This window comes from Blastopirellula retiformator, from assembly GCF_007859755.1.
In the GTDB taxonomy this organism is placed as follows: domain Bacteria; phylum Planctomycetota; class Planctomycetia; order Pirellulales; family Pirellulaceae; genus Blastopirellula; species Blastopirellula retiformator.
The window spans coordinates 67,639-93,567 of sequence record NZ_SJPF01000004.1; the positions used below are offsets into that span (position 1 = coordinate 67,639).

Annotated in this window: 20 protein-coding genes; 11 read left to right on the forward strand and 9 right to left on the reverse strand. The window is 59.4% G+C overall.

Annotated elements, in window-relative coordinates; genetic code table 11:
- Positions 1-17: 17 nt before the first annotated feature.
- Positions 18-1,847: a translational GTPase TypA gene (typA, locus tag Enr8_RS16310; protein WP_146433497.1), complete on the reverse strand. Its 1,830-nt coding sequence runs from the start codon at positions 1,845-1,847 to the stop codon at positions 18-20.
- A 222-nt stretch (positions 1,848-2,069) separates the two neighbouring features.
- Positions 2,070-3,590 (reverse strand): sulfatase family protein, encoded by a 1,521-nt coding sequence (locus Enr8_RS16315; RefSeq protein ID WP_146433499.1) that lies wholly within the window; start codon positions 3,588-3,590, stop codon positions 2,070-2,072.
- A 209-nt stretch (positions 3,591-3,799) separates the two neighbouring features.
- On the opposite strand from Enr8_RS16315, the gene cls reads away from it, so the two are divergent.
- Both cls and Enr8_RS16325 read left to right on the forward strand, forming a co-directional pair.
- Positions 3,800-5,221, forward strand: a complete 1,422-nt coding sequence (cls, locus tag Enr8_RS16320; protein ID WP_146433501.1) for a cardiolipin synthase — start codon at positions 3,800-3,802, stop codon at positions 5,219-5,221.
- Between the two features lie 169 nt (positions 5,222-5,390).
- The gene (locus tag Enr8_RS16325) at positions 5,391-7,163 is read left to right on the forward strand and encodes a hypothetical protein (protein WP_146433503.1); all 1,773 of its coding nucleotides are present in this window, start codon (positions 5,391-5,393) and stop codon (positions 7,161-7,163) included.
- On the opposite strand, the gene Enr8_RS16330 is transcribed toward Enr8_RS16325, so the two are convergent.
- Together Enr8_RS16330 and Enr8_RS16335 are read right to left on the reverse strand one after the other, a co-directional pair.
- Positions 7,160-10,540 (reverse strand): protein kinase domain-containing protein, encoded by a 3,381-nt coding sequence (locus Enr8_RS16330; protein ID WP_186767700.1) that lies wholly within the window; start codon positions 10,538-10,540, stop codon positions 7,160-7,162. The two genes, Enr8_RS16325 and Enr8_RS16330, sit on opposite strands and share 4 nt — an antisense overlap.
- Positions 10,541-10,693: 153 nt before the next feature.
- Positions 10,694-11,818, reverse strand: a complete 1,125-nt coding sequence (locus tag Enr8_RS16335; protein ID WP_146433507.1) for an FHA domain-containing protein — start codon at positions 11,816-11,818, stop codon at positions 10,694-10,696.
- A 226-nt stretch (positions 11,819-12,044) separates the two neighbouring features.
- Between Enr8_RS16335 and Enr8_RS16340 the strand changes: the two genes are divergently transcribed.
- Complete coding sequence (locus tag Enr8_RS16340; protein ID WP_222434887.1) at positions 12,045-13,532, forward strand: diguanylate cyclase; 1,488 nt, start codon at positions 12,045-12,047, stop codon at positions 13,530-13,532.
- Between the two features lie 175 nt (positions 13,533-13,707).
- On the opposite strand, the gene Enr8_RS16345 is transcribed toward Enr8_RS16340, so the two are convergent.
- Together Enr8_RS16345 and Enr8_RS16350 are read right to left on the reverse strand one after the other, a co-directional pair.
- Entirely contained in the window at positions 13,708-13,950 is a 243-nt protein-coding gene (locus Enr8_RS16345) for a hypothetical protein (RefSeq protein ID WP_146433511.1), read from the reverse strand.
- Positions 13,951-14,162: 212 nt separating this feature from the next.
- Positions 14,163-15,491 carry an AAA family ATPase gene (locus Enr8_RS16350; RefSeq protein WP_146433512.1) on the reverse strand — a complete coding sequence of 443 codons (1,329 nt, stop codon included), beginning with the start codon at positions 15,489-15,491 and terminating at the stop codon, positions 14,163-14,165.
- Positions 15,492-15,796: 305 nt separating this feature from the next.
- On the opposite strand from Enr8_RS16350, the gene Enr8_RS25525 reads away from it, so the two are divergent.
- Positions 15,797-15,967 (forward strand): hypothetical protein, encoded by a 171-nt coding sequence (locus Enr8_RS25525; RefSeq protein WP_186767702.1) that lies wholly within the window; start codon positions 15,797-15,799, stop codon positions 15,965-15,967.
- A gap of 65 nt (positions 15,968-16,032) precedes the next feature.
- Here Enr8_RS25525 and Enr8_RS16355 read toward each other — a convergent pair whose 3' ends face one another.
- Together Enr8_RS16355 and Enr8_RS16360 are read right to left on the reverse strand one after the other, a co-directional pair.
- Positions 16,033-16,218, reverse strand: coding sequence for a hypothetical protein (locus Enr8_RS16355; RefSeq protein ID WP_146433514.1), 186 nt, complete (start codon positions 16,216-16,218; stop codon positions 16,033-16,035).
- A 210-nt stretch (positions 16,219-16,428) separates the two neighbouring features.
- The gene (locus Enr8_RS16360; protein WP_146433516.1) at positions 16,429-16,671 is read right to left on the reverse strand and encodes a hypothetical protein; all 243 of its coding nucleotides are present in this window, start codon (positions 16,669-16,671) and stop codon (positions 16,429-16,431) included.
- A 269-nt stretch (positions 16,672-16,940) separates the two neighbouring features.
- Between Enr8_RS16360 and Enr8_RS16365 the strand changes: the two genes are divergently transcribed.
- The 7 genes from Enr8_RS16365 (at position 16,941) to Enr8_RS16395 (ending at position 23,899) form a co-directional block, all read left to right on the forward strand.
- Positions 16,941-17,834, forward strand: a complete 894-nt coding sequence (locus Enr8_RS16365) for a methyltransferase domain-containing protein (RefSeq protein ID WP_146433518.1) — start codon at positions 16,941-16,943, stop codon at positions 17,832-17,834.
- 248 nt (positions 17,835-18,082) lie between these two features.
- The gene (locus tag Enr8_RS16370; protein WP_186767703.1) at positions 18,083-19,567 is read left to right on the forward strand and encodes a sensor histidine kinase; all 1,485 of its coding nucleotides are present in this window, start codon (positions 18,083-18,085) and stop codon (positions 19,565-19,567) included.
- A gap of 28 nt (positions 19,568-19,595) precedes the next feature.
- Entirely contained in the window at positions 19,596-20,081 is a 486-nt protein-coding gene (locus tag Enr8_RS16375) for a response regulator (protein WP_246120123.1), read from the forward strand.
- Between the two features lie 22 nt (positions 20,082-20,103).
- Entirely contained in the window at positions 20,104-20,430 is a 327-nt protein-coding gene (locus tag Enr8_RS16380) for an STAS domain-containing protein (RefSeq protein WP_146433522.1), read from the forward strand.
- Between the two features lie 22 nt (positions 20,431-20,452).
- A complete protein-coding gene (locus tag Enr8_RS16385) occupies positions 20,453-22,186 on the forward strand; it encodes a GspE/PulE family protein (RefSeq protein ID WP_146433524.1) in 1,734 nt (577 codons plus the stop codon).
- Between the two features lie 23 nt (positions 22,187-22,209).
- Positions 22,210-23,403 carry a type II secretion system F family protein gene (locus tag Enr8_RS16390; protein WP_146433526.1) on the forward strand — a complete coding sequence of 398 codons (1,194 nt, stop codon included), beginning with the start codon at positions 22,210-22,212 and terminating at the stop codon, positions 23,401-23,403.
- Positions 23,404-23,713: 310 nt separating this feature from the next.
- Positions 23,714-23,899 (forward strand): hypothetical protein, encoded by a 186-nt coding sequence (locus tag Enr8_RS16395; RefSeq protein WP_186767760.1) that lies wholly within the window; start codon positions 23,714-23,716, stop codon positions 23,897-23,899.
- Between the two features lie 240 nt (positions 23,900-24,139).
- Here Enr8_RS16395 and Enr8_RS16400 read toward each other — a convergent pair whose 3' ends face one another.
- Positions 24,140-25,912 (reverse strand): ABC1 kinase family protein, encoded by a 1,773-nt coding sequence (locus tag Enr8_RS16400; protein ID WP_246120124.1) that lies wholly within the window; start codon positions 25,910-25,912, stop codon positions 24,140-24,142.
- Positions 25,913-25,929: the final 17 nt, after the last annotated feature.

Genomic DNA, 25,929 nt, shown 5'->3' on the forward strand with positions numbered 1-25,929 from the left:
CTTTGGCCAACAAATTCCTAATTTCGGCGACCGCCGCGACGACGATCCGCTTCTTTCAGCAGTTGCTTGCGCAGGCGAATGAAGTTGGGCGTCACTTCGACCAGTTCGTCGTCTTCGATGTACTCCAGCGCCGCTTCCAGCGACATCTGACGCGGCGGCTTCAAGACGATGTTTTCGTCCGAGCCCGAAGCCCGCATGTTGGTCAGCTTCTTTTCCTTGATCGGATTGACCACCATGTCTTCGTTACGGGCATTCTCGCCGACGATCATTCCTTCGTACAACTCTTCACCCGGCTTGACAAACAGCTCAGACCGATCTTGCAGATTGAAGAGCGAAAAGCCAACCGCCTTGCCGGTCGAGTTCGAGATCAACACGCCGTTGGCCCGACGCGGTACGTCGCCGCCAAGCGGACGATACGAATCAAAGCGGTGGTTGATGATCGCTTCGCCTTGGGTGGCGTTGAGCATCTTGGTTCGCAAACCGATCAGCCCGCGAGCCGGAATCGAGAAGGTGACCTGCGTGAAATCGCCGCGCGGGAACATCTCGATCATCTCGCCGCGACGTTCGCCGACCAGTTCCATGACCGGGCCCATCTTCACCGACGGCACTTCGACTACCAGGTTTTCAAACGGCTCTTCCTTCTTGCCGTCGACTTCGCGGGTGATGACCTGCGGCTTGCTGACCGCCAGTTCGTACCCTTCGCGCCGCATCGTTTCGACCAGCACCGCCAAGTGCAACACGCCGCGTCCCGAGACGGCGAACGAGTCGGCCGTTCCGGCATCGCGAACCCGCAGTGCGACGTTTCGTTCCAGCTCTTTGTAGAGTCGTTCGCGCAGGTTACGCGACGTGACGTACTTACCGTCCTTGCCGACAAACGGCGAGGTGTTGATCGTAAAGACCATCTCCAGCGTCGGCTCGTCGACCAACAGTCGCGGCAATGCGTTGGGACTATCGGGATGACAGATGGTGTCGCCGATGTCGATGTTCTCGATACCGCAGACGGCGACGACGTCGCCCGCCTCGGACTGTTCGACATCAACGCGGCCGAGATTCTCAAAGACCTGCACCGCGGTCACTTTGGCGCGCTCGAACTTGTCGTCGATCTTGCTGACGAGGACGTTCTGCCCCTTCTTGATGCGGCCCGCTTGAATGCGGCCAATCGCGATGCGGCCGACATACTCGGACCAGGCCAGCGTGGTGCAGAGAATCTGCAGCGGCTCTTCCGGCTGAACGTCCGGCCCCGGGATGTGCTCCAGCACCATGTTGAGCAGCGGTTCCATCGTGCCGCTGCGATCGGCCGTGCCGCTGCGATCGGCCGGGTCGTGCGACGCAAAGCCTTCCTTCGCGCTGGCGAAGATGTAGGGGAAGTCGGCGATCGAGTCGTCGGCGCCCAGTTGCAGGAACAGGTCGAGCACTTCGTCGACCACTTCCATCGGGCGCGCGTCAGGCTTGTCGACCTTGTTGATGACGACGATCGGCTTCAGCTCGCACTCCAGCGCCTTCGACAACACGAACCGCGTCTGCGGCATCGGGCCTTCCGCCGCATCGACCAGCACCAAGGCGCCGTCGGCCATGCTGAGCACCCGTTCGACCTCGCCGCCAAAGTCGGCGTGGCCCGGGGTGTCGATGATGTTGATCTTCACACCCTTGAACGGCAAAGCGATATTCTTGGCCAGGATCGTAATGCCGCGTTCTTTTTCCTGATCATTCGAATCGAGGATTCGCTCGCTACTGAGTTGGCTGTCGCGGAACTGGCCGCTTTGCTTCAGCAGGCAGTCGACCAAAGTCGTTTTGCCGTGGTCGACGTGGGCGATAATGACGATGTTGCGAATGTCGTCGCGACGCATGGACGTATCTCTAGCGCGGATAAATGGGACAAAGTGAATCGTGAATGGTACCAAATGGGGGCAATTCTGCGGTAGGGGAGTCGCCGCAAGCCGACCTGGAGTTACCGCAGAGAACCGAGAAAGTTCGATGAACTTTCCAGCTCCTTTCCCACGAACGGAAAAAGAGCAAGCATAAACCGGCAAAGCGGCCAGCACGTTCACCGCTAAGGCTCCGCCCCTCGTTTACTTGGCCCAATCGGGTTTCGGGAAGTCGCGAATCGGACTGTACCGCGGATACGATTCCCAGACGTCTCCAGAGCCGCTCAGCCGCGGATCACCGGTTTTTGCGAGGTAATCATTCAGCTGTTTTTCCAGCTCCTGACGCGTCTTAGCATGCGCCGGATCGTCGGCCAGATCGTGCAAACAGCCCGGATCTTGCTCGATATCGAACAGCTCAATCGCCGGCCGATGATCGACCGCGGCGTGAAACAGCGGCGCAACCGCCGCCTCTTCCCGATTCTCCACCATCCAGGCAAGCGTCGGCGAGCCATCGATATCGTGGTACCCGCCATGCATCGGGCCGAGCATGCCTGGCTTCTTGTAAACCTGCGGAGCGCCCGCCGGCCAGCGCTGGGGCCGGAAGTTGCGAATCAGTAGGAACTGCTCGTTACGCAGCGATCGCTGCGGGTAGGTCAAATTGTCCCATCGCGATGACGAATGCCGCTCACGCGAACTATAGACGCCGCCGGTCAACTGCTTTTGCACTCCGGTCAAACGCGGCAAGAGATTGCGGCCGACCATTGGCGAGTCGGCCGCAGGAGCGACGCCGGCCGCCGCCAAGAACGTCGGCGCCAGGTCGACCAGGCTGACCGGTTCGTCAATCGTTTGTCCGGCGGCGATCTTCGTCGGCCAGGCGATCGCCAGCGGCATGTGGATGCCATACTCGTAGTTGTTCGCCTTCGCCCGCGGGAACGGCATGCCATTGTCGCTGGTGACGACGACGATCGTATTCTCCAGTTCGCCCGCCACTTCCAATTGCTTCAGCATGGCGCCCAACTGTTGATCGACCCACTCGATCTCACGGCAGTAGTCGAGCAAGTCGCCGCGAACCGGATCGGCGTCGGGCAAAAACGGCGGCAGCGTCGCTTCGGCCAGCTTTTTGCCGGCCTGCTCGCCGCTCCCTTGTTGATAAGGACGATGGGGCTCCATCGCGCCAAACCAGAAGCAGAAGGGCGCGTCATCGGGACGATCGGCCAGAAAGTCGGCGAAGTTGGCCGCGTAGTCATTGTTGCTGATGCCGCTGGCCGGCTTCTTTTTCAGCTTCCGTTTTTGATACGCTGGGCCAGCTGGATTGCGGGTTCGCCCGCTGATCTTGTAGTTGCCGGGTCCCCAGCCTTTGCCAGTGAAGCCGACAAAGTAACCCGCCTCTTCTAGCAAGTCAGGATAGACGACGTACTTTTTCGGAAAGGCAGAAGCGTGCGTTCCCGCTTGTTCAATCATCCAGGAATAACGCCCGGTCAGCAGCGCTGCCCGCGAAGGGGAGCAGCCGGGCGAGGCCGAAATGGCGTTGCGAAAATAGGCGCCGCGGCGGGCGATCTGGTCAAAGCTGGGCGTCTGCGCCGCTTGGCTACCGGCGATCGAAGTGTCAATCCACGACTGATCGTCGGAGATGCAGAGCAGGATGTTGGGGCGCTGGTCGGCGAAGAGTTGGCTGACACATAGCAAACTGAGCGTCGCCAGGAGGAACGGAGCGGGGCGGGGCATGGGAAACTTCCGCATGGAGGTCAGATTGAGGAGGGCGTGCAGCTACCAGTATGCGGCGCCGCAGCGATTGATTCAAACCGACCGAATCCCCATTTTCCGCTCGATTGCCCCCGAACGTATCGGCCTTTTTCGGCGATCGTGTTATGCTTGATCGCCATTGAAGTTCCATCTGACTACGCATCAAGCGATCGCCACCCGGAATCTATTGTATGGAGTGGATCCAAGAAATAGGGCTCTTCGCCCTTTGCGCCCATTCGATTGGGGTTTTGACCGCGATCAACGCGATCATGAAAACCCGCACGTCGCAGGGCGCCATTGCCTGGGCGTTGACCCTGTTTATGTTTCCGTACGTGGCGGTCCCCGCCTACTGGATCTTTGGTCGCAATCGGTTTCACGGCTACGTCGAAGCCCGGCGGAGCGAAAACCGTGGCGTGGAGCATATCAACAGCACCTTGCGGGGTGCAGCCGGCGAGTTCATCGTTACCGATGACCTTCCGTATCAGCTCAAAACCTTTCAAAACCTCGCCGAGTTCCCCTTTAGCCGCAAAAACTCGATCCGCCTGCTGATCAACGGTCAGGCGACCTTCGACGCCATCTTCGCCGCGATTGAATCTGCCGAGAAGTATGTCTTGGTGCAGTTCTACATCATGCGGCATGACGAGCTTGGCGATGCGCTGCAGCGACGATTGATCGAGCGGGCCAAGGCCGGCGTCCACGTCTACGTGCTGTATGACGAGATTGGCAGCTATGGACTGTCACGCAAGTACATTCAAGACCTGCGCGACGCTGGCGTCGAGATCGTGCCGTTTCATACCACCAAGGGACGCGGCAACCGCTTTCAACTTAACTTTCGCAACCATCGCAAGATCGTCGTTGTTGATGGCCAGACGGCATTTGTCGGCGGGCACAACGTTGGCGACGAATATATGGGACGGAGCAAGAGCTTTGGCAAGTGGCGCGATACGCATGTCGTCCTTCGCGGCCCAGCGGTGCAAGCGGTGCAGCGGTCGTTTATGGAAGACTGGAACTGGGCGACGCACGACCTGCCCCAGGTCGAATGGTCGCCGGAGCCGGCCGATGACGATCAGCAGGTCTTGGTGCTGCCCACCGGTCCAGCCGATGAATATGAGCGTTGTACGCTCTTCTTTGTGCAATCGATCAACATGGCCGAGAAGCGGGTCTGGATCGCCAGTCCTTACTTTGTACCGGATCCTCCGGTGATTGCGGCGCTACAGCTGGCGGCGATTCGGGGCTGCGACGTCCGGATTATGTTGCCGGAACGCCCCGACCATATCCTGGTTTATCTCTCGGCGTTCTCGTTCATCGCCGAAGCGGCGCCCAAGGGCGTTCGCTTCTTCCGCTACGAGCCCGGGTTTTTGCACCAAAAGGTGGTGCTTATCGACGATCACTTTGGGGCGGTCGGCACGGCGAATCTCGATAACCGCTCGTTCCATCTCAACTTTGAGATCATGATTGCGGCCGCCGACGAAAAGTTCGCCGCCGACGTCGCCGCGATGCTGGAGGATGACTTCGAGCATTGCCGCGAGGCGCACGCCGACGAGCTGGCCCAGCAGTCATATCTGTTCCGCCTGACGGTGGCTCTCTCTCGTTTAATGGCCCCCATTCAGTAGGCCATTGCTAGCGGCGACGGCGGCATATTCGGCAGAATCGTAAAAAACGAACAGCTCGCCTGAATTTGCCCAGTTGATGTGACCGAAACAAAAAGAGGAGACGCGCCGGCATTTTTGCTAGCAGCGATCTCCCCTTTGAATCAGACGCATCAACGACGGAGTCGTCCCCATGCCGCGTGCCAACTCGCTGCTTCTTCGCCTAACTTTGCTCGCTTTGGCGCTGAACGTGGGCTGCGCTTTCCCCTTCTTTCGTTCGAAAGACAGGTCTCTGGAAGAAGTGGTGGGCGTCGAAAAACTAGCGGCGGAGGACGCCGCGAAAAAGGATTTGGACCAACCGGCCGCCGCAGCCGCGCCGCGGGTCGCCCAGGGCAAAAAGCCGATGCCGCCGATCGCGCGGTTCTTCAGCGGCTTGTTTGGTCGCGGTAAGTCGGAACCGCCAGCCGATCCGATTTCGACCATCCCGGACGCCGATCCGTCGGACGTCGCCGAGGCGATTCAGCCAAAGATCGAAATCAACAATACCGGCGATATCGGAGCCGGCGTCGTCGCGCCCAAACAAGAGGGGCCAACGCAAGTCGTCATGCCGCAAGTCAGCAATCTGGCCGAGATGACGCCGAGCAACATCGCCGCGCCGAAACTAGCCGACGTGTTGGCCAATCCGACCCAATCGACCAGCTCGCCGGAGCCGCCCCCTTCGCAATCAGGCTCGCTAACCGCGGCGCTACGAAGCGCCCTGGACAACGCCGCCAAAGAGGGGTTGGCCCACGACGCTCCGCAAGCGAGCCGTTTTTCGACCACGATCGATTCGACGGCGCCGCAAGCCGCGGCGACCTCCTCGCCGTCGCCATCGGCGGGCCAATCGCAGATTGTCGAACTCGATTCGGCCCCGCTCGGCTCGCGTCAGCCTGAACCGACGCCGGTGGTCACCACCGCCAAGACTCCGCCGGTCGCCGCGCAAGTGATTGAAAACCCGACCATCAACTCGTCGCCGGTTGTAACCGCCGCTCGGAAGCTAGACGGTAATCCGCTGCGTGGCGATTCGCCGGTCAGCGGCTCGGCGATGACCGAACTGGCCGCCAGCCCGATTGGCGCCAAGCCGCCGAAAGCCCAAACGGTTTTCCCGGCCCAGGAAAGCGCTGCCGTCAACAACACCGCCGCCGAACCGGCCGAGGCCACCACGCTGGTCGCCTTCCAAACGCATGTGCATGCCGGCGACTCGATCGTCAACCAGCTGAAAGAAAGCCGGCGGGTCAACCAGTTCCGCCCGATGTTTGACGCCGCGGTTCCGTCGCCCGCCGCTCAGGCCACCACCGCCGCGGTCAAAGCGACCGAAGAAGCCCAACCGAGCGAGCCGACAACGCCCACGCCGACCCGCGCGGCGATCGTCGCCGTCGCGCCGAATCGCTATCAACCGACGCCTCCAGTTGCGACGGAAGTGGCGCCTGCCACCCCAACTGCCGTCGCCGCGACGCCGACTCCGGTCGAGATCGCCACGCCCGCGTTGCCGGCGACTCCGCAGTTGCCGACCGAGTGGACCTCGTCCACGAGTTCGACAACGGCGCCCGCAAACCGCGCCGCGTCCCCGCCGCGCAGCGAAGCGTTCGCTCAACTGGCGCCGTCGGAGATGCCGTCAGAAAGCCTCGAGCAGCCCGGCAGCGAAACGGCTCCGCAAGAGCAACTCGTCACGACGCCGACCAACCCGGTCCGCGCTGTGCCGCGAGTGGCGACTCCGCCGGTTGGCGCCACGCCGACCGCCAACGTGCCGCAAGTTGCAACCCGCCCGACGCCGCCGACCGTTCCGCCGGTCGGAGCGCTGCCGCGGGGGCAGCTGATTCCGAGACGGGACCCGGTCGCCACGCCAAAGCTGGCGCCGGTCGTCACCGTCGAAGAATACCGCCGCATGCAACAGCAGCGGCGCAGTCAGGCGACGCGCCGCTATTAAAGCTCGCGCCAGTTGACGTCAATTCGCCCGTGTAGCCGCGCTGCGATATCGCGGTACTCGGGTCGATTGTCAACCAGCATTCGGGCCGCATCTCGCAGCGGCGTCCCTTCGACATGCTGACAATAGACGACCTCCGGCACGTCGCACGGGATCAACCCGGCGGCGCCTTCGGCGGTCGGTAGGGTTCCGACATCCGACTCCCCAATGTTCGAGCAGGGGAAGAAGACGCTGACCGCACATGCTCCTCCCAACGAAGCGAGACGGGGCCGACAATCGGTCAGCGCCTTGGCGATTTCTTCGCGGGGCGGGGCGCCGGTGAGCGCCGCCGAATTGGAGCTCTGCGTCAGATCGGTCTGAGCCCGAATGATGACGGTTCGGCAGATGTTCTCTAGCATCTTGGCCGCCTTCATGGCGCCATCGCGGGTGCAGATGAGCAAGTTCTCGAGCCCTTGGTGCTCTTCGCAAATCTTGGCCCGCGTTTCGCGATCGGCGACTAGCAGGAATTCGTGGAAACGCGGTTCGACGGCGCGAATCGAAGTATCGTTGACTTCGCCTACTTCCAGGTCAAAGAAGTTCGCCAGCCGCTTCAGTTCTCCTTCCACATTCTTAAACGCCAGGTTGGTATCGATCAGTTTCGCGCGTACTACCTGGGCGAACTGACATACGCCCAACAAGGCGATGCCATGCGTCCGCAGATGGGCGTACTTGATCCAACCATCGTAGTCGGTCGCGGCGCTCTTGCTGCGATCGCGGCCCCGATTGTCTTTGCTGTCGTAATTGGCGTCGAGCAGCTTTTGGCGATGGCGATAGACTTCGCCCTGTAGCCGCTCGGCCATCGCGCGGGCTTTGTCTTCTAGCTGCCGGAAATAGTCGTCCACCGACTGCCGCAAGTCGCGGGTCCGCTGCAGGCGAAACTCTTCCATGTCCAAGTGCGATAGCAACCAGGCGGTGATCTTCTGAGCGGTCTCTTCTCCCGATTGGCGCAACTTCGGCGCAATCTCGCTATAGAGCGAAACGGAGCGTTTCTCGCTCGACTCCATCTCGGCCGCACTTTGGCCGATCACCGCATCGAGAAACTCAAAGACCTTCAGCGACCGCTGCAGCGGATCGTCACATGGCTGGTCCAGCTGTTTAAACTCTTGGGCGAGGACGGCGCGGAAATACTCGTCGGGATCGGCGCCAAGTTCGTTGTGCACCATCATGAACATCGTCTGCAGCAGCGGATCGAGCGCCAGGTTCTCTTCCGCCACCAGCTGATCGACATGTTCTTGCAGCACGCGTTCAAAACGATTTTGACGCTCGTCTCCTTCCTCTTCTTGCTTGTTGAGCGTCGCCATCCGGCGGCGATCCGAGCTGCCAGCGCAGTCGTCGCCACCGAGCCATCGCTGGACGACGGCGCTGGCGATCTCGCAGCTATAGCGTTCGGTCGCCGAGCGAGAACTGAGCGGAACGGTGTAGGTTGAGAAGGTGTTGATCCTCGGCGGGCCCCCTTCGTCGGCGGCGATGTTGGCGTTCAGGTTGTCGACGTAACAACCGCTGCGACTGCGGGCCCGCATCAGCAGGTAATCGGAAAGCTCGTCAATCTGGCGGTCGTAGTCCCCATTTTTTAGTTCATCCCCCCAGTGCAACAGCTGAAAGGTGGGACGCCGAAAGCCGCGTAAATCAATCTCCGGAATCCGCGCCGAGGGATCGCCGGGGTACTTTTGCGATTGCAAGATCTGATGCAGTTCGGTCAAGCAGGCGAGCCCGTTGGAGCGGGCCAAGTCTTGTTCGTCCGTCTTGCGCGGACCGGCATGAACCAACATCACTTCGAGATCGCTCAGTTCCTGTCCTCGCTTCTGCAGCAAGTGACAGATGGCGAACGCCAGGTCGAGCACGATCCCGCTGCCGGCGCCGCCATTGATCGACGCCATCAGGATGACGCGAGGTTCGCCGGCAACGGCGTTGGGCGTCAGTTCGGACTGATCGCCAACCGCATCCAGCGCATCGCCGATCGATTGCAACACCGAGTCAATATGGTCCAGATAGGCGATTCGGCCGAGCGGACGAAGACCTTCGGTCGCCAGCGAATTCGGAATGTTATAGAGCCAACGGCGGCTGACCGACTGCGTGATGCGCGCCGATTCGCTGCGATACGACTGCGGGCGACGCAGCGGAATCAACAACCGCGTGATGTCGGTCGCCTCCGGCATCGCCGGCGGAATCTCCATCGAGTTCAACGTCTTCGTGTCGGTATCGACGGCGATCGCCTGGTACCAGGCTTGTCCTTGTTCCTTGCCGCTGTCACGATATTTTTGCTCGATCGAATAGGCGAGCCGAACGCCAACGCCGCCGACGCCGATCACCAACGTCGGACGATGTTTCGACTCGGCGGCAGCCCAAGCGACCGGTTCTTTGCGGGCCGGCTGCAGCTCCGGCAGATCGTCCCACAGCTGATGCGAGATGGGCGAAGGCGCCTCAGGCGCCGACATCTCCAGCGTCGCCGACTTCTCTCCAACCGGAGCGTCTTCTTCGGTCGTCTCGGTGGTGCGCGTATCGGCGGCGCAGATCGTCTTGGTGTCGTTATTGGTCGACGCGTGCGGCGCGACAACGCCGGTGGCCGGCAAGCTCGACGCGGGATCGGACGCCGCTACTAGCGCCGCCAGCATTTCGCGACAGTTGCGGAATCGCTGCGCGGGGTCTTTGGCCAACGCGCGATCGATGATCGGGCGATCCGCTTCCGGCAGCGAATTGAGTCGCGGCTTGCTGCTGAGGTGCTGCGCCGTCAACTGGGCCGGCGTTTTGCCGGGGAAGGGGAGGGCGCCGGTCAGCATTTCCTGGAAGACGATCGCCAGGCTGTATTGGTCGCTTTGTTTCGACGGCTGATCATGAAACACTTCGGGCGCCGCATAGACCGGCGTCAGTCCCGCCATCATCGAGGCGGTGACGTCTTGCAGATGCTTCACCAGCCCGAAGTCGGCCACTTTCGAGTGGTCGCCGACGATCAGCAGATTCTCGGGCTTCACATCCAGATGCTGGAGCGAGTGCTGCTCGCTCATGTAATCGAGCCCTTCGGCCGAGTCGCTCAGATAGCGAAGCAGTTCGGCTCGGGGGACGCCCGGCAGGCCGGCGGTGCGGCACTCTTCAAACCGGTCCTTCAAACTCTTGTCGGCCAGTTCGGTCACGATGACCAATTGACCGTCAATCACTTCGACCCGCTCTAAAGAGAGCAGAAAGGGATGGCGTACGCTGCGGATGCGGTGGAGCGCTTTCAGTTCGCGAGCGGCGCGCGCTTCGTCATGGAATCCATAAACGAATTTCACCGCCTTTTGCAGTCCGCCGGGGGCTTCGGCGGTCCATACCTCGCCGTAGCCGCCTGCGCCAATTCTTTGGCGCACGCGGTAGCCTGCTACTTCACGTACATGCGCTGGAACTTCGGTTGACACGGAAAGTTCGCCTCAAAACGCTTGACTGTTTTCGACGGCAGCCAGGCGGCCCAGCCTGACTGCGCGGTTCGATGATTCATTCAACGAATTATCTGTAAGACGGCGCTACGCTTGCCCAGCGTCGCGTCGTCGATACCTTCCTCGACTCATATTCGCTCCCAGGTCGCGGAACCGCTGCGCGCTCGCCTCGGCATGCACCCCAGTCGCAATCGTAACAATGTGCTTCTCTTGGCAGACGCGAATCGCTTCGCGCATCGACTCTTGCAGCTGTTGGTCGCCGTCAATCTCACGAGCGACCGTCTCATGAAATTCGATGTAGTCGGGGGCGAGGTCCAAGTAGTCCTCCAGCCGCGACTTCGACGGATGGTAGCCGGCGAACGCCGTCTCGCAGCCGATCGATTGCAATTCGTTCATAAACTCGCGAAAGAACGGCAGCTCGCAAACCGATTCATCCGGGATGACGATCACCGTCCGCCGCGCTTCGGGCGATTGATCGCGAGCGTAGGCGACCGAATCGAGGAAGCTGGTCGAGCCGATTTCGTATTGTTCGGGCCGCAAAAAAAGACAGGAGTTTTCAGGCAGCATCTCGGCCGCCACATAGGCCCGCAGGCGATGCAAACGCTGCAAACGCTCGGTCAATCGGCACTCGGTATCGAGAATCTTGCGGCTGATTGGATCGTCAGGACTGACGTTGCTATCGATCATGCGCCGCACGAGAAATCCAAACGGATCGCCGCTGGCTAGATCGTAGATGCCGTCAAAGTCGACGCGCACGCCACCCACGGCGGCGATCTCTTGCCACCGGCGAAAGGCCTGCAGCGAATCGAAAAAAGAGCCTACTTCAGTCGGCGCGGCGCCGCCGCCATCCATCTGCAGCGTGACGGTCTGCCGCTGCTGCGATTGATTGCCGCTATGAAAATCGAATTCGATATCGGCGACCATTAACGTATCGCCATCCGAGATGATCTTTTCGGTGATCTTCTCACCGTTGACGAAGGTGCCGTTGGTGCTGTTTAGATCGCGGAGTAAGTACTGGCTGCCTTCTTTCAACAGCAGCGCATGTTCGCGCGAAACTCTCCCCGATTCGACCGGGTAGTCGCACGAATCATTGCGCCCGATCGAGAAAGGAAACTTTTCAATCCCCAGTTTTCGCGTCTCGCCGCTCTCCGCCGAAATGATTTCGAAGAACGGGGCGCCTACTTGCGGATCGAACAAGACTTCTGTGTGCATCGGGAATATTCTCGCAGGCGAAAAGTCACGTCGACTGAAACCCTTTCGACAAGAGAGTTTTTGCCGAGAAAGGGGACATCGGATAAGGAAAAGCGCACGCGCCTCGCAGCAACGTTCATCGAAAACATAGCATTGAAATCTTCGGGCCGACGAAATTTCTCTATGCACGTCCTGTGGTTTCTACAGAATCGCCCCGCTCGTCGCTTCTTATTGACCTATGTTTCAGATGGCTTCCAAAGCCGCTGCGGCGGCGATGTCGCCAAAAGTCAACGCTCTTCTCGACTTCTTATCCGTCATTCAGCAAGAGACGTTTATGCAACGCCGACCGCTTCGCGTATTACTCGTATCTCAGGACCGCTCTTTCCTCCGCCGCACCGCCGAATTCTTAAGCGCCTGTCGCATAGCGGCGTATGTCGTCGCCGATGCCGAGCAGGCCGAGTGGGCGCTGGCCAGCCGTGAGCCCGATATCGTCGTTGTCGATACGGCGATGCCCAAAGCCTGGTCCGTACTGCAAAGTCCACGGCGGGAGCGGCACACCACCCAAGCTTACGTCTACGCCATCGCCATCACCGACGACGACTCGCCGGATCGCGTTTTTGAGGCGCTGGCCGGGGGCGCCGACGACATCATTCCGCGGCCTCTGCGATTTACAGAACTATTGGTGCGCGTACGCTCCGCCGCTCGGTCGCTGGAAGTGGAAAGCCGTCTCTATCGTCGCGTAGGTCGCCGCTCGACCAGCGGATTGGGCAACTCGGGCGTCTTGTTGCGTCTCTTGCGGGAAGATCTCCGCGACGCCGCCACCACCGGCAACGAAGTAAGCGTGGCGCTATTTGATATCGACTATGCTCTCCGCTTTGGCGCCGATTCCGGCTTCGACCGCATCGTCGAGCAAGTAACCTCGACCATCAGCGGCGAGATGCTTCCCACCTATCGCATGTGCCAGCCCTCGGTCGATCAATTGGCGGTCTTGCTGCCCAATTCCACTTCGGACGAAGCGTATCAATGGGCCGAAGAGGTCCGCCAAAAGATCGCCTCCACCGAGTTTCAACACGCCGATACCACGCTAAAATTGACGGTCAGCGGCGGCGTCGCCGCTTCGGCCGATTCGGGACCAATCGCCGAAGAAATGTGGGAAAACGTGCAGGAACGGCTCGATTTCGCGAAAAACTCCGGCGGCAATTTCGTCGCCTCGCTTCGGCAATTGCAAAACGAAGACGCCGCCGGCGGCTCGCATGGCCGCTTGTTTGACGGCACGACGACCTCCGATGTCCTGCGTCCCGCGTTCGTTCATCTCTCGACCACAACGCCGGCCGACGAAGTGATCGCCGCGTTCGCCAAGCATGATCTCGACGTCGCCCCGGTGCTGGACGCCCAGCGCCAATTTGCCGGCGCCATCACACGCGACGTGGTGCAAAACCGGGCCGTCCGCTCGCGCGAGCTAACCGCGGCCGAGTTGGTTGATCCCAACTTTCCGCAAATGGACTCGAACGCCTCGTTCAGCGAACTGGTCAACTTCTTCGCGGAACATCCCACCCCGTGCGTGGCGATCGTCGACCATGGCAAACCGCTTGGCTTCGTCTCTCGCGACGACCTGGCGCTGTTGAGCGAACCGCTTGATTCGTCCAGCTACGCCGAATCGATAGACGACATCCCGACCACCGAATTCTACGTTGTTAGTCGCCCGCAGTTGCTGGAAGTGGGCGCGGAAGCGTAAGGCAAACGCCGAGAGCGGAAAGCAGAAGGAAGAGGGCCAGTAAATCGGCTCTCTTTTTTTAGTGGTTAGCCGCGAAAGCTCCGCTTTCGGGGCCGACGAAGTCGGCTGGAGGCATCGATCCGAGCCGGGCGATCAAACGGCGTTGTGCCACAAAGTTCGGCGTGAAGCCTGCGAATCACTTCCCTTGCCAGCGGTTCTTGGCTGGATAATTGGGGACCACATATTGATGAAGGCCCTTCGCGATCAATTCGGTCTCCATCTCCTCGAGCCACTGCTGCGTTAACTCATGCCGGTTGACGCCTGCTAGTGGGCCGGGATGCAAACGTTCAATTCCGGTAGGCGTATGAACGACTCGCAGGAAGTCGCCGCCGTGCGAGCCGCGACCGATCTGGATCTGAATTTCCTCTTCGCGAAGCACCGTGGGTGACTCTTGTTTCGGTGAGAAGCTGGCTTTGGCAACGATTTTATCGCGTCTGGCGGCGAAAGTGAAAGGCAGGCTCCGTGCCGATACACGTCGGCGAAACCCGCCTGGATGCCGTTCTCGGATGGATGCCTCCTGCGGCTAACCCTACCGACAGAAAAAGATCGCGGCGATCACAGCGCCACGATCTTCTCCGCTTTCCGCTTTTCTTATTCGTCCCCCGCCACCACCGTAAAGTAGCTCTTCACCACCCGGTCAAAATACTCAGGCTTCATCTCCAGCGGGAGCCCTTTGTAGATGCAGTAGTTGCGGACCTGGCCCAGCAAGTCGCGGGGCTGGCAACGTCGCATCGGGCGATTGGTGGGCAGGTAGTGCTTTTCGACCAGGTGGTCGACCGCGGCGGCGTTGTACTCGCAGTTGAACTGCTTGGCGAAGATCCGGAAGAGAGTACGGAACTCGTCGAGCTGCGCGTCGCGGACTTCGATCTTGTAAGGAATGCGACGCAAGAAGGCGTCGTCGGTCAGATCTTTGGGCTCGAGGTTGGTCGAGAAGATGATCAGCTGTTCAAACGGTACCTGGATCTTCTTGCCGTTTGCTAGCGCCTGGTAGTCGACCCGATTTTCGAGCGGTACGATCCAGCGGTTGAGCAGCTGCGTCGGCTCCATTCGCTGTCGTCCAAAGTCGTCGATCAACAGACAGCCGCAATTGCTCTTCATCTGCAGCGACGCTTCGCCGATGTTGTTGATGACGTCGTGTCTGATTTCCAAACTGTCCATCGTAAGTTCGCCACCCACAATCACCGTGGGTCGCCGAATCTTAACCCAACGATGGTCGTAGCTGTCCGCCTTCAGGATGCTGCTCTGAGCCTCTTCGATCACTTCGTGATAGACGGTATCGAACAGCTTGACGTATTGGCCATCTTCGATGATCGTGCGCGGGATCCAGATATGCTGACCGTAGCAGGCGGTAATCCGCTTTGCTAGCGTCGTTTTGCCGTTGCCCGGGGCCCCGTAGAGAAAGAGTCCGGCGCCCGAGTTCACGGCCGGGCCGAGATTGTCGAACAGATCATCGTCGACCGAGAGTCCTTTGAAGGCCTCTTCCAGCTGGTCTCGCTGCGGCGCTTCGTTGCGGATCGACTGGGCTTCGACCGAGGTGATGTAATCTTCCAAAATGACCGGCGCAGCCCCGAAATAGGTGCAACTGGCCATATACGACTGGGCGCGGGTCCGCCCTTGGTCGGTCAGCGCGTAGACGAAATCGTTGAGCGCCGCCGAACCGGTATGTTGCAAAATTTGCCGCGTGCGAAGCGATACGAACAGCGCGTCTAGAATGCCAAACGGCAGGCAGATCTTCTCGGCGATCTGACGACCGCTGGCCGAACCGATGTTCAGCAACAGCTTGCAGATCAACGATTCGATCAACTGAGGAGAGAGTCGCGTCTCTTCCAACGACTTTGGTTCTTCAGGACGAAAGTTTTCGTCCGACATCAGCGAGGCGAGCAAGGTGTTTTTCAGATCGAGCGTAGCGGCAGACGACACGGCGAACCTCCGTTAGGGACATACGAGACTGTGGGCTATGAAATCTAGTTCGCTAAAACGAGGCGGGTCGACCATTCCCTCTCAAAGCCGCGCTCCTATAATTGGCACAACCGTCACAAATGGAACGCGCTAGCTGGGCGACAGCGCCGCTAGCGCTATAGATTTATTACAGATGGCTATTGTTAGCCCCCTGCGCAGGTCGATAGAGGGCTATCGCATGACGATTTTGAAAGTTCGTATTTCTTGAATGCCTTTTCGGTGCTATGGTTGCATCGAACAGGTCGTACCTTGGGGAGCAAACGCCCATGGCTCATGAAAAAGCGAAGCTGCTGCTGGAGTCGTCGCACTCGTACTTAGAACGAATCGCTGCGATTCAGTCGGCGCTGGAGCTCGGAATGCCGTATGACGAGATCGAGGATTATCTCGATTGGGTCGAGCTAATGCGGTGCGAAGCTTCGAGCGGGTCGGCCGAGTAGTCGGCGTCATTCTCGATCCGCTTGATTGGGCCGCCAAACCGGCGGCAGCCGGCTGCCAAGGTCAGCTAGCCGGCCGCTTCCATGTTCTTCAGAACGCGTACCGCTTCATAAGCGTTCGCAAGTCCACCAATACGCTGCACGAAGAGTTGCACTTCGAGCACTTGCGAGGGGGACAAAATATCGCTGCCGCACGAGAGCAAGATCTCGATTTCTTCAGCAGACAAATTCTCGACGTCCAATTCCTTCAGCATGAGCGATCCTGATCGGTAAGAAACAAATCGGGGCGAAACTATCCCGAAGTATCGGCGAGCCGATGCGACGGATTGAGATTGCCTTCGATTGGTTTCGCACGTTCTTCCAGATCGCCACGCGGCGGGAAATTTTTATCGGAGTGATCGGCACATCCCGCGCGATTTGATAGCACGCGGTGTTAAACCGTCATGGTTATTCGGTCAGCGACGTTACGCGGTGGAAGCGGACGAAGCTGATCCGCTGGCGCCGGTCTGAGGGGGCGCCGCCTTCACGGGAACCGCTTCCACACTGACGCCGGAGATCTGATCCCCCACCATGCGGTGCAGCAGCCAGAATCCAACCGCCACAACCGTCCACGCCAAGGGATAGACGATCAAACCGGGACCGAGCGCAAGAGAGCCGAGCATGATCCACCCGGCGCCAATCATCAGTAGCAAGCTTTTCAGCGGCATGACAAAGGAACTCCGTTTCACGGGATGAGCGACTGTAAGCGAGGCAGGAGATTCTGGTCGTTTCCTACCTATTCAATTTTAGGCGATATGTCGCGAAAAAGGCGAGTCAATTTCGCAAAAATCCCCTCGTATGCCGCCGGAAACGCGGCTACTCGCATTTACCCAGCTTGCGTGTGTGCTGTTTCTCGCTTGCAGAATCCGCTGGCGCCTGCTATTTTCCCGACCGCGCTCCTGCGCCAATCTCCGCCAGCATTGACGAAGAGAATTTCATGCCCAAAGCGTCAGAAGTCCTTGGACAGTACATCCCGCTCCACTACCACTTTGAAATGCTCCGCGACAGCTATCGTATGAAGAGCTTCCGCGAGGCGATTGAAGCGACCGTTCGCCCAGGCGACAAGGTGGTGGATCTGGGCGGCGGTACCGGCGTGATGTCGTTCTTCGCCGCGCGTGCCGGCGCCGAAGTCTGGTACTGCGAGCGCAATCCGGAACTGGTCGAAGCGGCCCAGCGAATGCTGCGCGCCAATCATGTCGCCGAGCAGGTGCATATTGTCCACGCCGACGCGGCGGAGTTCACGCCGCCATCGCCGGTCGATGCCGTCATCTGCGAAATGCTGCACGTCGGGTTATTGCGGGAAAAGCAGGTTCAAGTGATCTCGGCTTTCCAGCGCAATTACGCCGCGGCCCATGGCCCGCGACTCCCTCGCTTTTTTCCTGAAGGGACGCTGCTGGCATGCCAGCCGGTCGAGCAAGACTTTGAGTTTGAAGGCTACCTGGCGACCGGTCCGCTCTTTCAGGCGCCGGCCGACGAGCATGCCGATACCCACGTGCTGGCGGATGCTACCGTCCATCAGATGGTCTGGTACGACAAGCCGCTTCGCTCGGAGATCGCCTGGCGCGGGAAAATCGAAATCGCCCACCGCGGCGTTATGAACGGCGTCCGGTTCATCACCAAGAACGCGCTCACGGTACTGGTGGAAGACGAGCGAGTCATCCCGTGGCACAACCAGTTTCTGGTCATGCCGCTGGAGCGTCCGCAGGAGGTTGAAGCGGGCGACGTGATTGAAATCTCCTTCCAGTACGAAGCGGGGGAAGAGCTATCGCAGCTTGCCGCCACGCTGCAAGCGGTCCGAACCGGGGAGCGGCGCAACCAGCAAGTCGCATAACAAAATCCGTCCCCTCATCTGATTCTCTCAGCGCCACACGCATAACCGGCATCTTCGGCGCCTCAGGCCCCAAAAAGTGGGAGCTTCCTACGGGCATTGCGAATCCCGTTTCTTGGACAAACTCATTGTCCAACCTAGTTTTTCAAAGATGTCCAGCTGATGGCGGGCCTGCCGTCGCGCGCTTTCAGCTCGCCCCACGCAGCGCAAGCGGCGCTGATGCATGACTTGAAACTGAGTTGACGCCAATGATGAAAAAGTCGCCACTTACCAATGAACTCCTGGCCGCAATCGCTTGCGGGCTGCTGTTCGTGATTGCGACGATCTTCTGCGTAGCGACTGGGCAAGTCGGACTCGGCAGCATGCTGGCCTGCGGCGCGGCTGGTCTTTCGGCGGTAGCGTTACTACTTATATGGCGCTCGGTAAAAACGACCGAAGACCGCGTTATCCGCCAGCTGCAGTTGCTGGCCAGCGCGTCGACCGAACAACTGGAAACCGACGATCTGCACGACATGTGTCCCCAGGCGCGAGCCTTGCCTCGCTGGAAAACGCCGCTGGAACTTTGCTTTCGGCGGATGAAGTCGCTCTCGGACGAGGCGCACGAGTTGCAACAGTCGCGGGTTCGCAGCGAAGTAAAGGCCCACCTGACCGGTCTGCGCCACGAACAGATGCGAGAAATCGTCGAGAAGCTGTCGGAACCGGTTTTGATGACCAACCAGTACGACGAGATCATTTTCGCCAACGAAGTGGCCCGCGAAATCTTCGGCATCGTCAGTCTGGCCGAAAAAACGATGGCCCAGGACGCGATCGGATCGGAAGGGATCGTGCAACTGCTGCAAGAGACGCGGCTCCGCAAGACGCCGACGCAGCGAGTCAGCGAGATCGAAATGCACGACTCGACCGGCGACAAGCATTGGTACCGCATCACCGTCGGCACGATCGGACAGCAACTCGAAAACGAAATGGGCGCCGACGAGCCGAACTTCGGCGCCGTCGCCGTGCTGCGAGACATTAGCGGCTACAAAGCGATCCAGCGCCGCAACGCCGAATTCGTTTCGGCCGTGAGTCACGAGATGAAGACGCCGCTGGCCGGCATCAAGGCGTATGTCGAACTGCTGGCCGACGGCGAGGCGGAAGACGAAGAGACCCGCGATGAGTTTCTGCAGGTGATCAACAGCCAGGCCGACCGCCTGCAGCGGCTGATCGACAATCTGCTGAACTTGGCCCGGATCGAAGCGGGCGTCGTCAACGTCAACAAGAAGCCGCGCTCGCTCAACGAACTGCTGGAGGAAGCGTTCCGCATCGTCCAGCCAACCGCCGAGCAAAAGAACATCACGCTCGTTTCCGACCTCAGCCCGATGTACTTAGGCGTGCTGGTCGATCGCGACATGATCATGCAGGCGGCGATTAACCTGCTGTCGAACGCCCTCAAGTACACCCCCAACGACGGCCGGGTAACCTTGCGCAGCCGGATGCAGGATCGCGAAGTGGTGTTTGAGGTCGAGGACACTGGCGTCGGTCTCAATTCGGAAGATTGCGATCGGGTGTTCGAGAAGTTCTATCGCGTCAAGAAAGATCAAAAGATGGCCACGGGAACCGGACTTGGGTTGCCCTTGGCCAAACATATTGTGGAAGACGTTCATGGCGGCGAACTGAACGTCTCCAGCGAACCGGGCGTCGGCTCGACGTTCCGGATTCGTCTCCCCACGGTCCAAGTGGCCGAAACCGTCTCGTAGTTAATCAGTTCGTTTGTAGGCCATCAAGATGAACGCTTCACAACCTTCCATGGAAGATTTTCGTCAGATGACGACCACTTCGACCGCCGTCACGTCAACCCACACCGCCAGCAAGCGCATCTTGCTGGTCGATGACGAAATGCACATTCTCCGCGCCGCTGAGTTCAAACTGAAGCGGAGCGGTTACGAAATCGACTGCGTCGAGGATGGCGAACAGGCGTGGGAAGCGATTCAAGAGCAAATGCCCGACCTGCTGATCACCGACTTCCACATGCCGCGGCTTGATGGCCTCGGCCTGTGCCGCCGCGTGCGAGAGAACGAGGCGACCCGCCAACTGCCGATCATCATGCTGACCGCCAAGGGATTTGAAATGACGTCGGACGACAACCTGGAGTCGCTCGACATCGCCGCCATCTTGGCGAAACCTTTCAGTCCTCGCGGCCTGGTGAACTGCGTCGAAGCGGTATTGACCACCGGTTCGTTCGAGCAACCGCCGGTCAGCTTCCTGCGTTAAACCATTTTTCACAAAGTAGCCGATGAGCCTGCCGACCGAAATTTTTGGTGAAGTCGTGGTGGTCCACACGCCTGAAGAATTGGGCGAAGACCAAGCCGACGGCGTCGAAGCGTTCTTGCGATCGCGAGAACGCAATCGGGTCATCGTCGACCTGGACGGCACCGAGACGATTGACAGCGCCGGTCTGACTTGCCTCCTATCAGCGCAACAACAACTGCGCGAAGGGGGAGGAGAATTGAAGATTACCACTTCCAACCACGTCAATCGCAAGATCCTGGAAATCACCCGATTGGACAAGCGGCTGGAGGTATTTGAAAACATGATCGAAGCGGTAAAGAGCTTCGTCTAATCGTCATTGGAAATGATTCCCCATGAACGCGCCCACCACGAGCGCCCCGATGCGATTAGGTAACGTCCTCACCAAGCGGGGGTTCGTTACGATCGAGCAATTGGAGGTCGCGCTCGACCACCAAAAAAACAAAGGGAAGAACAAGCTTCTCGGCGAAATCCTCGTCGACCTCGGCTACTGCACCGAAGACCAGATTATCGAATGTCTGGCGGTCGAGTATGGCATTCCTTACGCCAAGCTGGAAGCGAGACTCTACGATCCCCGCGTGGTCGGCATCTTGCCGCGCGAGTACATCGAAAAAAACCTGGTCTTTCCGCTGTTCTTGATCGATGACGTGCTGACGATCGCGGTCACCGAGATTTCCAATCTCTTTCTGATTGACGAAATCCAGACGCTTACCGAAAAGCAGGTGCAGATTGTCGCCTCGTCGCCGCGCGACGTGCGGCGAATGATCCAGAACCTGCCTGACTCGAAGGTGTTCGTCATCGACGACATCATCGAGGATAGCGATCAGTCGGAAGTGACGCTGATCGAAGACGCGATCGAGGACATCGGCGACGTCGAGGAAATCGCCGGTCAGTCACCGGTCATCCGTCTGGTTAACTACGTCATCTACAATGCCGTCAAAGAGGGCGCCAGCGATATTCATATCGAGCCGGCCGAGCGGTGCATGCGGGTTCGTTATCGCATCGACGGCAAATTGCACAAATCGCTGGAAGTGCCCCAGCACCTTTTAAACGCGGTCAACAGCCGTATCAAGATTATGGCGGGACTCGACATCAGCGAGCGCCGTCTGCCGCAAGATGGTCGCGTCCACGTGATGCTCGACTCGCGGAAGATCGACTTGCGCGTTAGCACCTTCCCGGGCAATCGCGGCGAAAAGACGGTGATTCGCGTGCTCGATACGAAAAAGGTGACGTTGGTCCTGAAACACCTTGGTTTCGCCGAGGACATCCTTGACCGCTTCCTGAACAACATTCACGCTCCGAACGGCATTGTGCTGGTGACCGGTCCGACCGGTAGCGGTAAGTCGACGACGCTTTACGCGGCGCTCAACGAAATCGCCACCATGGAAAACAACATCTGCACCGTCGAAGACCCGATCGAATATCACCTGCCGCTGATCAACCAGTTTCAAGTGCAAGAGCGGGTCGGTCTGACCTTCTCTAAAGCGCTGCGAACGCTGCTTCGCCAAGACCCCGACGTGATCATGGTGGGTGAAGTCCGCGATGAAGAGACGGGACGTACGGCGATTCAAGCGGCGCTGACCGGGCACTTGGTCTTCAGCACGCTGCATACCAACGACGCTGTTTCGGCCGTGACCCGATTGGTCAACATGGGAGTCGAGCCCTACCTGATTGGCGCCGCGCTCAACATGGTTTTGGCCCAGCGACTCGTACGCAGCATCTGCCCCAAGTGCAGCGAAGCGTACGAACCGCCGCGTAACCTGCGAAAAACGCTCGAGCGGATGGGCTACGAGATTCCAGTCTTCCGCAAAGGAATCGGCTGCCGCTACTGCCGCAACTCGGGCTATAGCGGACGTCTCGGCGTGCACGAGATGCTAACGATCGACGACGAACTGCGCGACGCCATCGTCGCCGGCATGCCAATTGGCGAACTGCGGCGACTTGCTGTGAAGAGCAAAAATTTGATCTCGATGCAGCATGACGGTTTCCGGAAGGTCCGTGAAGGAATCACGACGATCGAAGAAGTGCTGCATGCCACCGGCGATGTGGCGATGGCCAGCATGACGTAACCCAAGATTGGTAAAGTTCCAGCATGTTAAGCTTCGCCTATCAAGCCCGCGATACCCTCGGCCATGTGCACGAGGGCGCCATCGAAGCCGGTTCGACCGAAGAAGCGGCGATGGTGCTGCATCGCGACGGCATGCACGTTCTATCGCTGGAGCAAGAGGAAGAAGGGGGCTCCCTCTTTCCATCGCGGATCTCCCGGTCCGACATCATCTACTTCACCAATCAGCTGTCGGTGATGGTCGACACCGGCATCAACCTTTCGACCGCGATCGAATCGGTCGCGTCGCAAGAGAAGAACGAAGCGCTGAAGACGCTGCTTAACGACATCCGCCGCAGCGTTGAAGGGGGCGAAGACTTTTCAGCCGCACTGGCCCGCTATCCCAAGCACTTCAACCGCACCTACATCTCGCTCGTCAAAGCGAGCGAACAGACCGGTATGCTGGGCGAAATGCTGGAGCGGATCGCATCGTACCTGCGCGGCGAAGTCGAAATCCGCAACAAGGTTCGCGCCGCGCTCGCCTATCCAGCGGTGATGGTGGTGCTAGCAACGTCGGTGACAATTTTCCTGCTGACTTACGTGCTGCCAAAGTTCACCCCGCTGTTCGAGCGGAAAGGCGCCAAACTGCCGACGCCGACCATCATCATGATGACGGCGTCCGACGTGCTGCTCGACTACTGGTGGGCCTGGTTGATCGGACTAGTTGCCGCGGTCATCGGCTTCCTTTACTTCCGCACGACCGAACGTGGCCGCAAGACGATTGATAGCGTCAAGATCACGATGCCGATCGTCGGTCCGATGATGCGCAAGATTACGATCGCCCGTAGCCTGAGCACGCTGGGGACGCTAGTTCGCAGCGACGTGCCGGTGCTGCAGTCGCTGGAACTTACCGCCGATATCAGCCAAAACTACTACTACGACAAGCTCTGGCGAGACGTGATCGACTCGGTTACCTCGGGTAATCAAATCCACGAAACGCTCGCCAAAAGCAAGCTGATTCCACCGACGGTCGTGCAAATGATCTCGGCCGGCGAAGAGACCGGTCGCTTGGACGACGTGCTGATGAAGGTCAGCCGCCACTATGAGCAAGAAGTCGATCTCTCGATCAAAACGGCGACCAGCCTGATAGAACCGTTGATGATCACCGTGATGGGTACGGTCGTCGGCGGCATCGCGATGGCGCTGCTGTTGCCGATCTTCTCGCTATCGCGAAACGTCTAGGCCCAGGCGCGTCACATCCGAACGGGGCGCAATGGCCACGACTTTGCGTGGCCATGATTGCGTACTGCAACACCGCAAGGTCCTGGCCTGCAAAGGCGCCCGCACACGCCGAACTCGCGCTGCTATCGCCTACTCCGCATCGCTAGCAATTCGCCACGCCAGCAGGTAGACAAGCTTTGCCCAGGCCTCAAAGTCTCTCATCGCCGAACCATGATCTTCGTCGGCGGCCGATCCGCACGTTCATTCTGACCGCTTGGCTGGTCGATCAACGGTAGGCGGAATTGAGCCAACCATCGACGAGGAGCCTGCATTGAGTCTACCGCTTGGAAACAACATCGTCGAAGAGATTAACGCCCGCCAAGATTACGTGCTGGAAGAGTTGGACAACCTCAATCGCCGTCTCGAAGAGCTTCTCTCTTCGCTGGTCGTTCGCCCCGAGCCGGAACGGATTCCGATCCCGGTCGTCAACGAAGAAGAGCAGCGCCGCGCCGCCTAAGCGAAATCGCACGATCGCGGCCTGGGAAAAATACGACTTCTCCTCAGAATTTCTGAGCGCATTCCCTCGGCTCGCGCCTCGGGCTACGATGAAATTTGCCGTTATGTCGCGGCAAATCTATATGTCGTGCGCTGCGAGGAATCTGGAAATGAGTCGGTCGGTCTGCTTCGTCTTTTCCCTGCTCTTGCTGCCGGGCTTTGCGGCGCCAAGGACCACTTGTCGCAGGTAACGATGATGCGCCTACTCCGGCCGGTCCAAGTTGCCCGACTTGTTAATCGCCAGCAGCAGCCGCAGCGAGATGCCAAAGCTGATGATGATGCCCGACATGCCCATGATCGAAATGTCGCGCATGCCCATGTAGGCGGCATCCTCTCCGACGACCGCTTTGACGTTGTTTTCCGTTTTTTCGACTGGGTTCTTGGGGGCTTCGACGTGCGTTGCGGCGGAACGTTGGTGAAACAGCAGCGGCGGCACTTTCATGCTCAGCATGATTGAGGAGCCCAGGAACAAACTACTCGCCACGATTCCGGTGACCAGTCGATTGACGGTCGGGCCCAGCATGCGATGGTCGAGATGAACGTCGAATCGGCCGGTCCGAATCTGCTCTAGCATCTCCGATACTCGCCGCGGCGCGACTTCGGCCAGACGCTCAAACTCGCGATAGACCCGCGTCCATTTGCGGATTCGCCGTGAAGGGGAATAGCGCTTCATCATGATGCGGCGGCGATGCTTTTGCAGCAGACCCACCAGGTTGAATTCAGGATCGAGCAAGCGGCCCGTCCCGTCCAACATCACCATCGTTTTCAGCAGCATCGCGACTTGCGGCGGCAAGGCGATGTGGTAGTGGCGAATGATCCGAAACATGTCGTCGATCACTTCGCCGAAGTCCATCTTTTCGAGCGGCCGATTAGCGTAGTCGCTGATAAAGTCGGAAACGTCCCGCCGTAGGCTGTTCTCGTCCAGGTCTATTGGCAGCGATCCCCACCGCATGATCACGCTCGCCAGCAGATCGGAGTCGCCGCTGGTCAGCCCGACCAGCAGGTCCTCCATCTCTTCCCGCAGGCGATCGTCAATCCGGCCGACCATCCCAAAGTCGAGCAAACCGATCACGTCGCCCGGCAAGATCAAGATATTGCCAGGGTGCGGGTCGGCGTGATAGAAGCCGAGGTCAAAAATCATCCGGACATAGAGCTCGGCCCCGCGCCGCGCAACTTCCGGAAGATTGCACCCCATCTCCTGCAGCGCTTCGCGATGGGCGAGTTTGACCCCTTCCACGTATTCCATCGTCAGCACCCGGGCGGTGCAGTACTCGGAATGGATCTCCGGAATCAAGACCGTATCGTCGTCGCCAAACTGGGCGGCGAACTGCAGCATGTTGCGTTCTTCTCGCCCGTAGTCGAGTTCTCGCCGTAGCGCCCGCTGAAATTCGGCGACGGTCGACGTCGGGTGATACGGGGCGAACTCCGGCAGCCGTTCGGCCAGGCTGGCGAAGCCGGCCAGAATGTCGAGATCCTCAGTTACCTTCTTCTCGATGTCGGCATGCTGGACTTTGACCACCACCGTCCGGCCGTCGAGCAGTTCGGCCAGATGGACCTGACCAATCGAAGCCGACGCGATCGGCGTTTCGTCAAAGCGGGCGAAGATTGACTCGATCGACTGGCACAGTTCCGACTCCAACGTCTTGCGAACGGTCGGAAAGGGATCGGCTGGCACGTCGGCCTGCAGCTTTTTCAGTTCGTCGGCCAGTTCGATGCCAACGATATCGGGGCGGGTGCTGAGGATCTGCCCCAGCTTGATGTACGTGGGGCCGAGATCGGAGATCGCCATCCGAATCCGCGATTCGCGGGTGTACTTGGCCAGCAATTCCCCATCTTTCGCCTTCAAGATGCCTTTGGCGAAATCGATGTTGAATTGTTGAATCCAATCGGCCAAGCCGTACCGACTGAGCACCGTTACGATTTCGGCGCCGCGGTTCATGTTTCGATAGAGCTGAGGGATGCTGGACAATCGCATGCAGTTTTTGCCTAGGG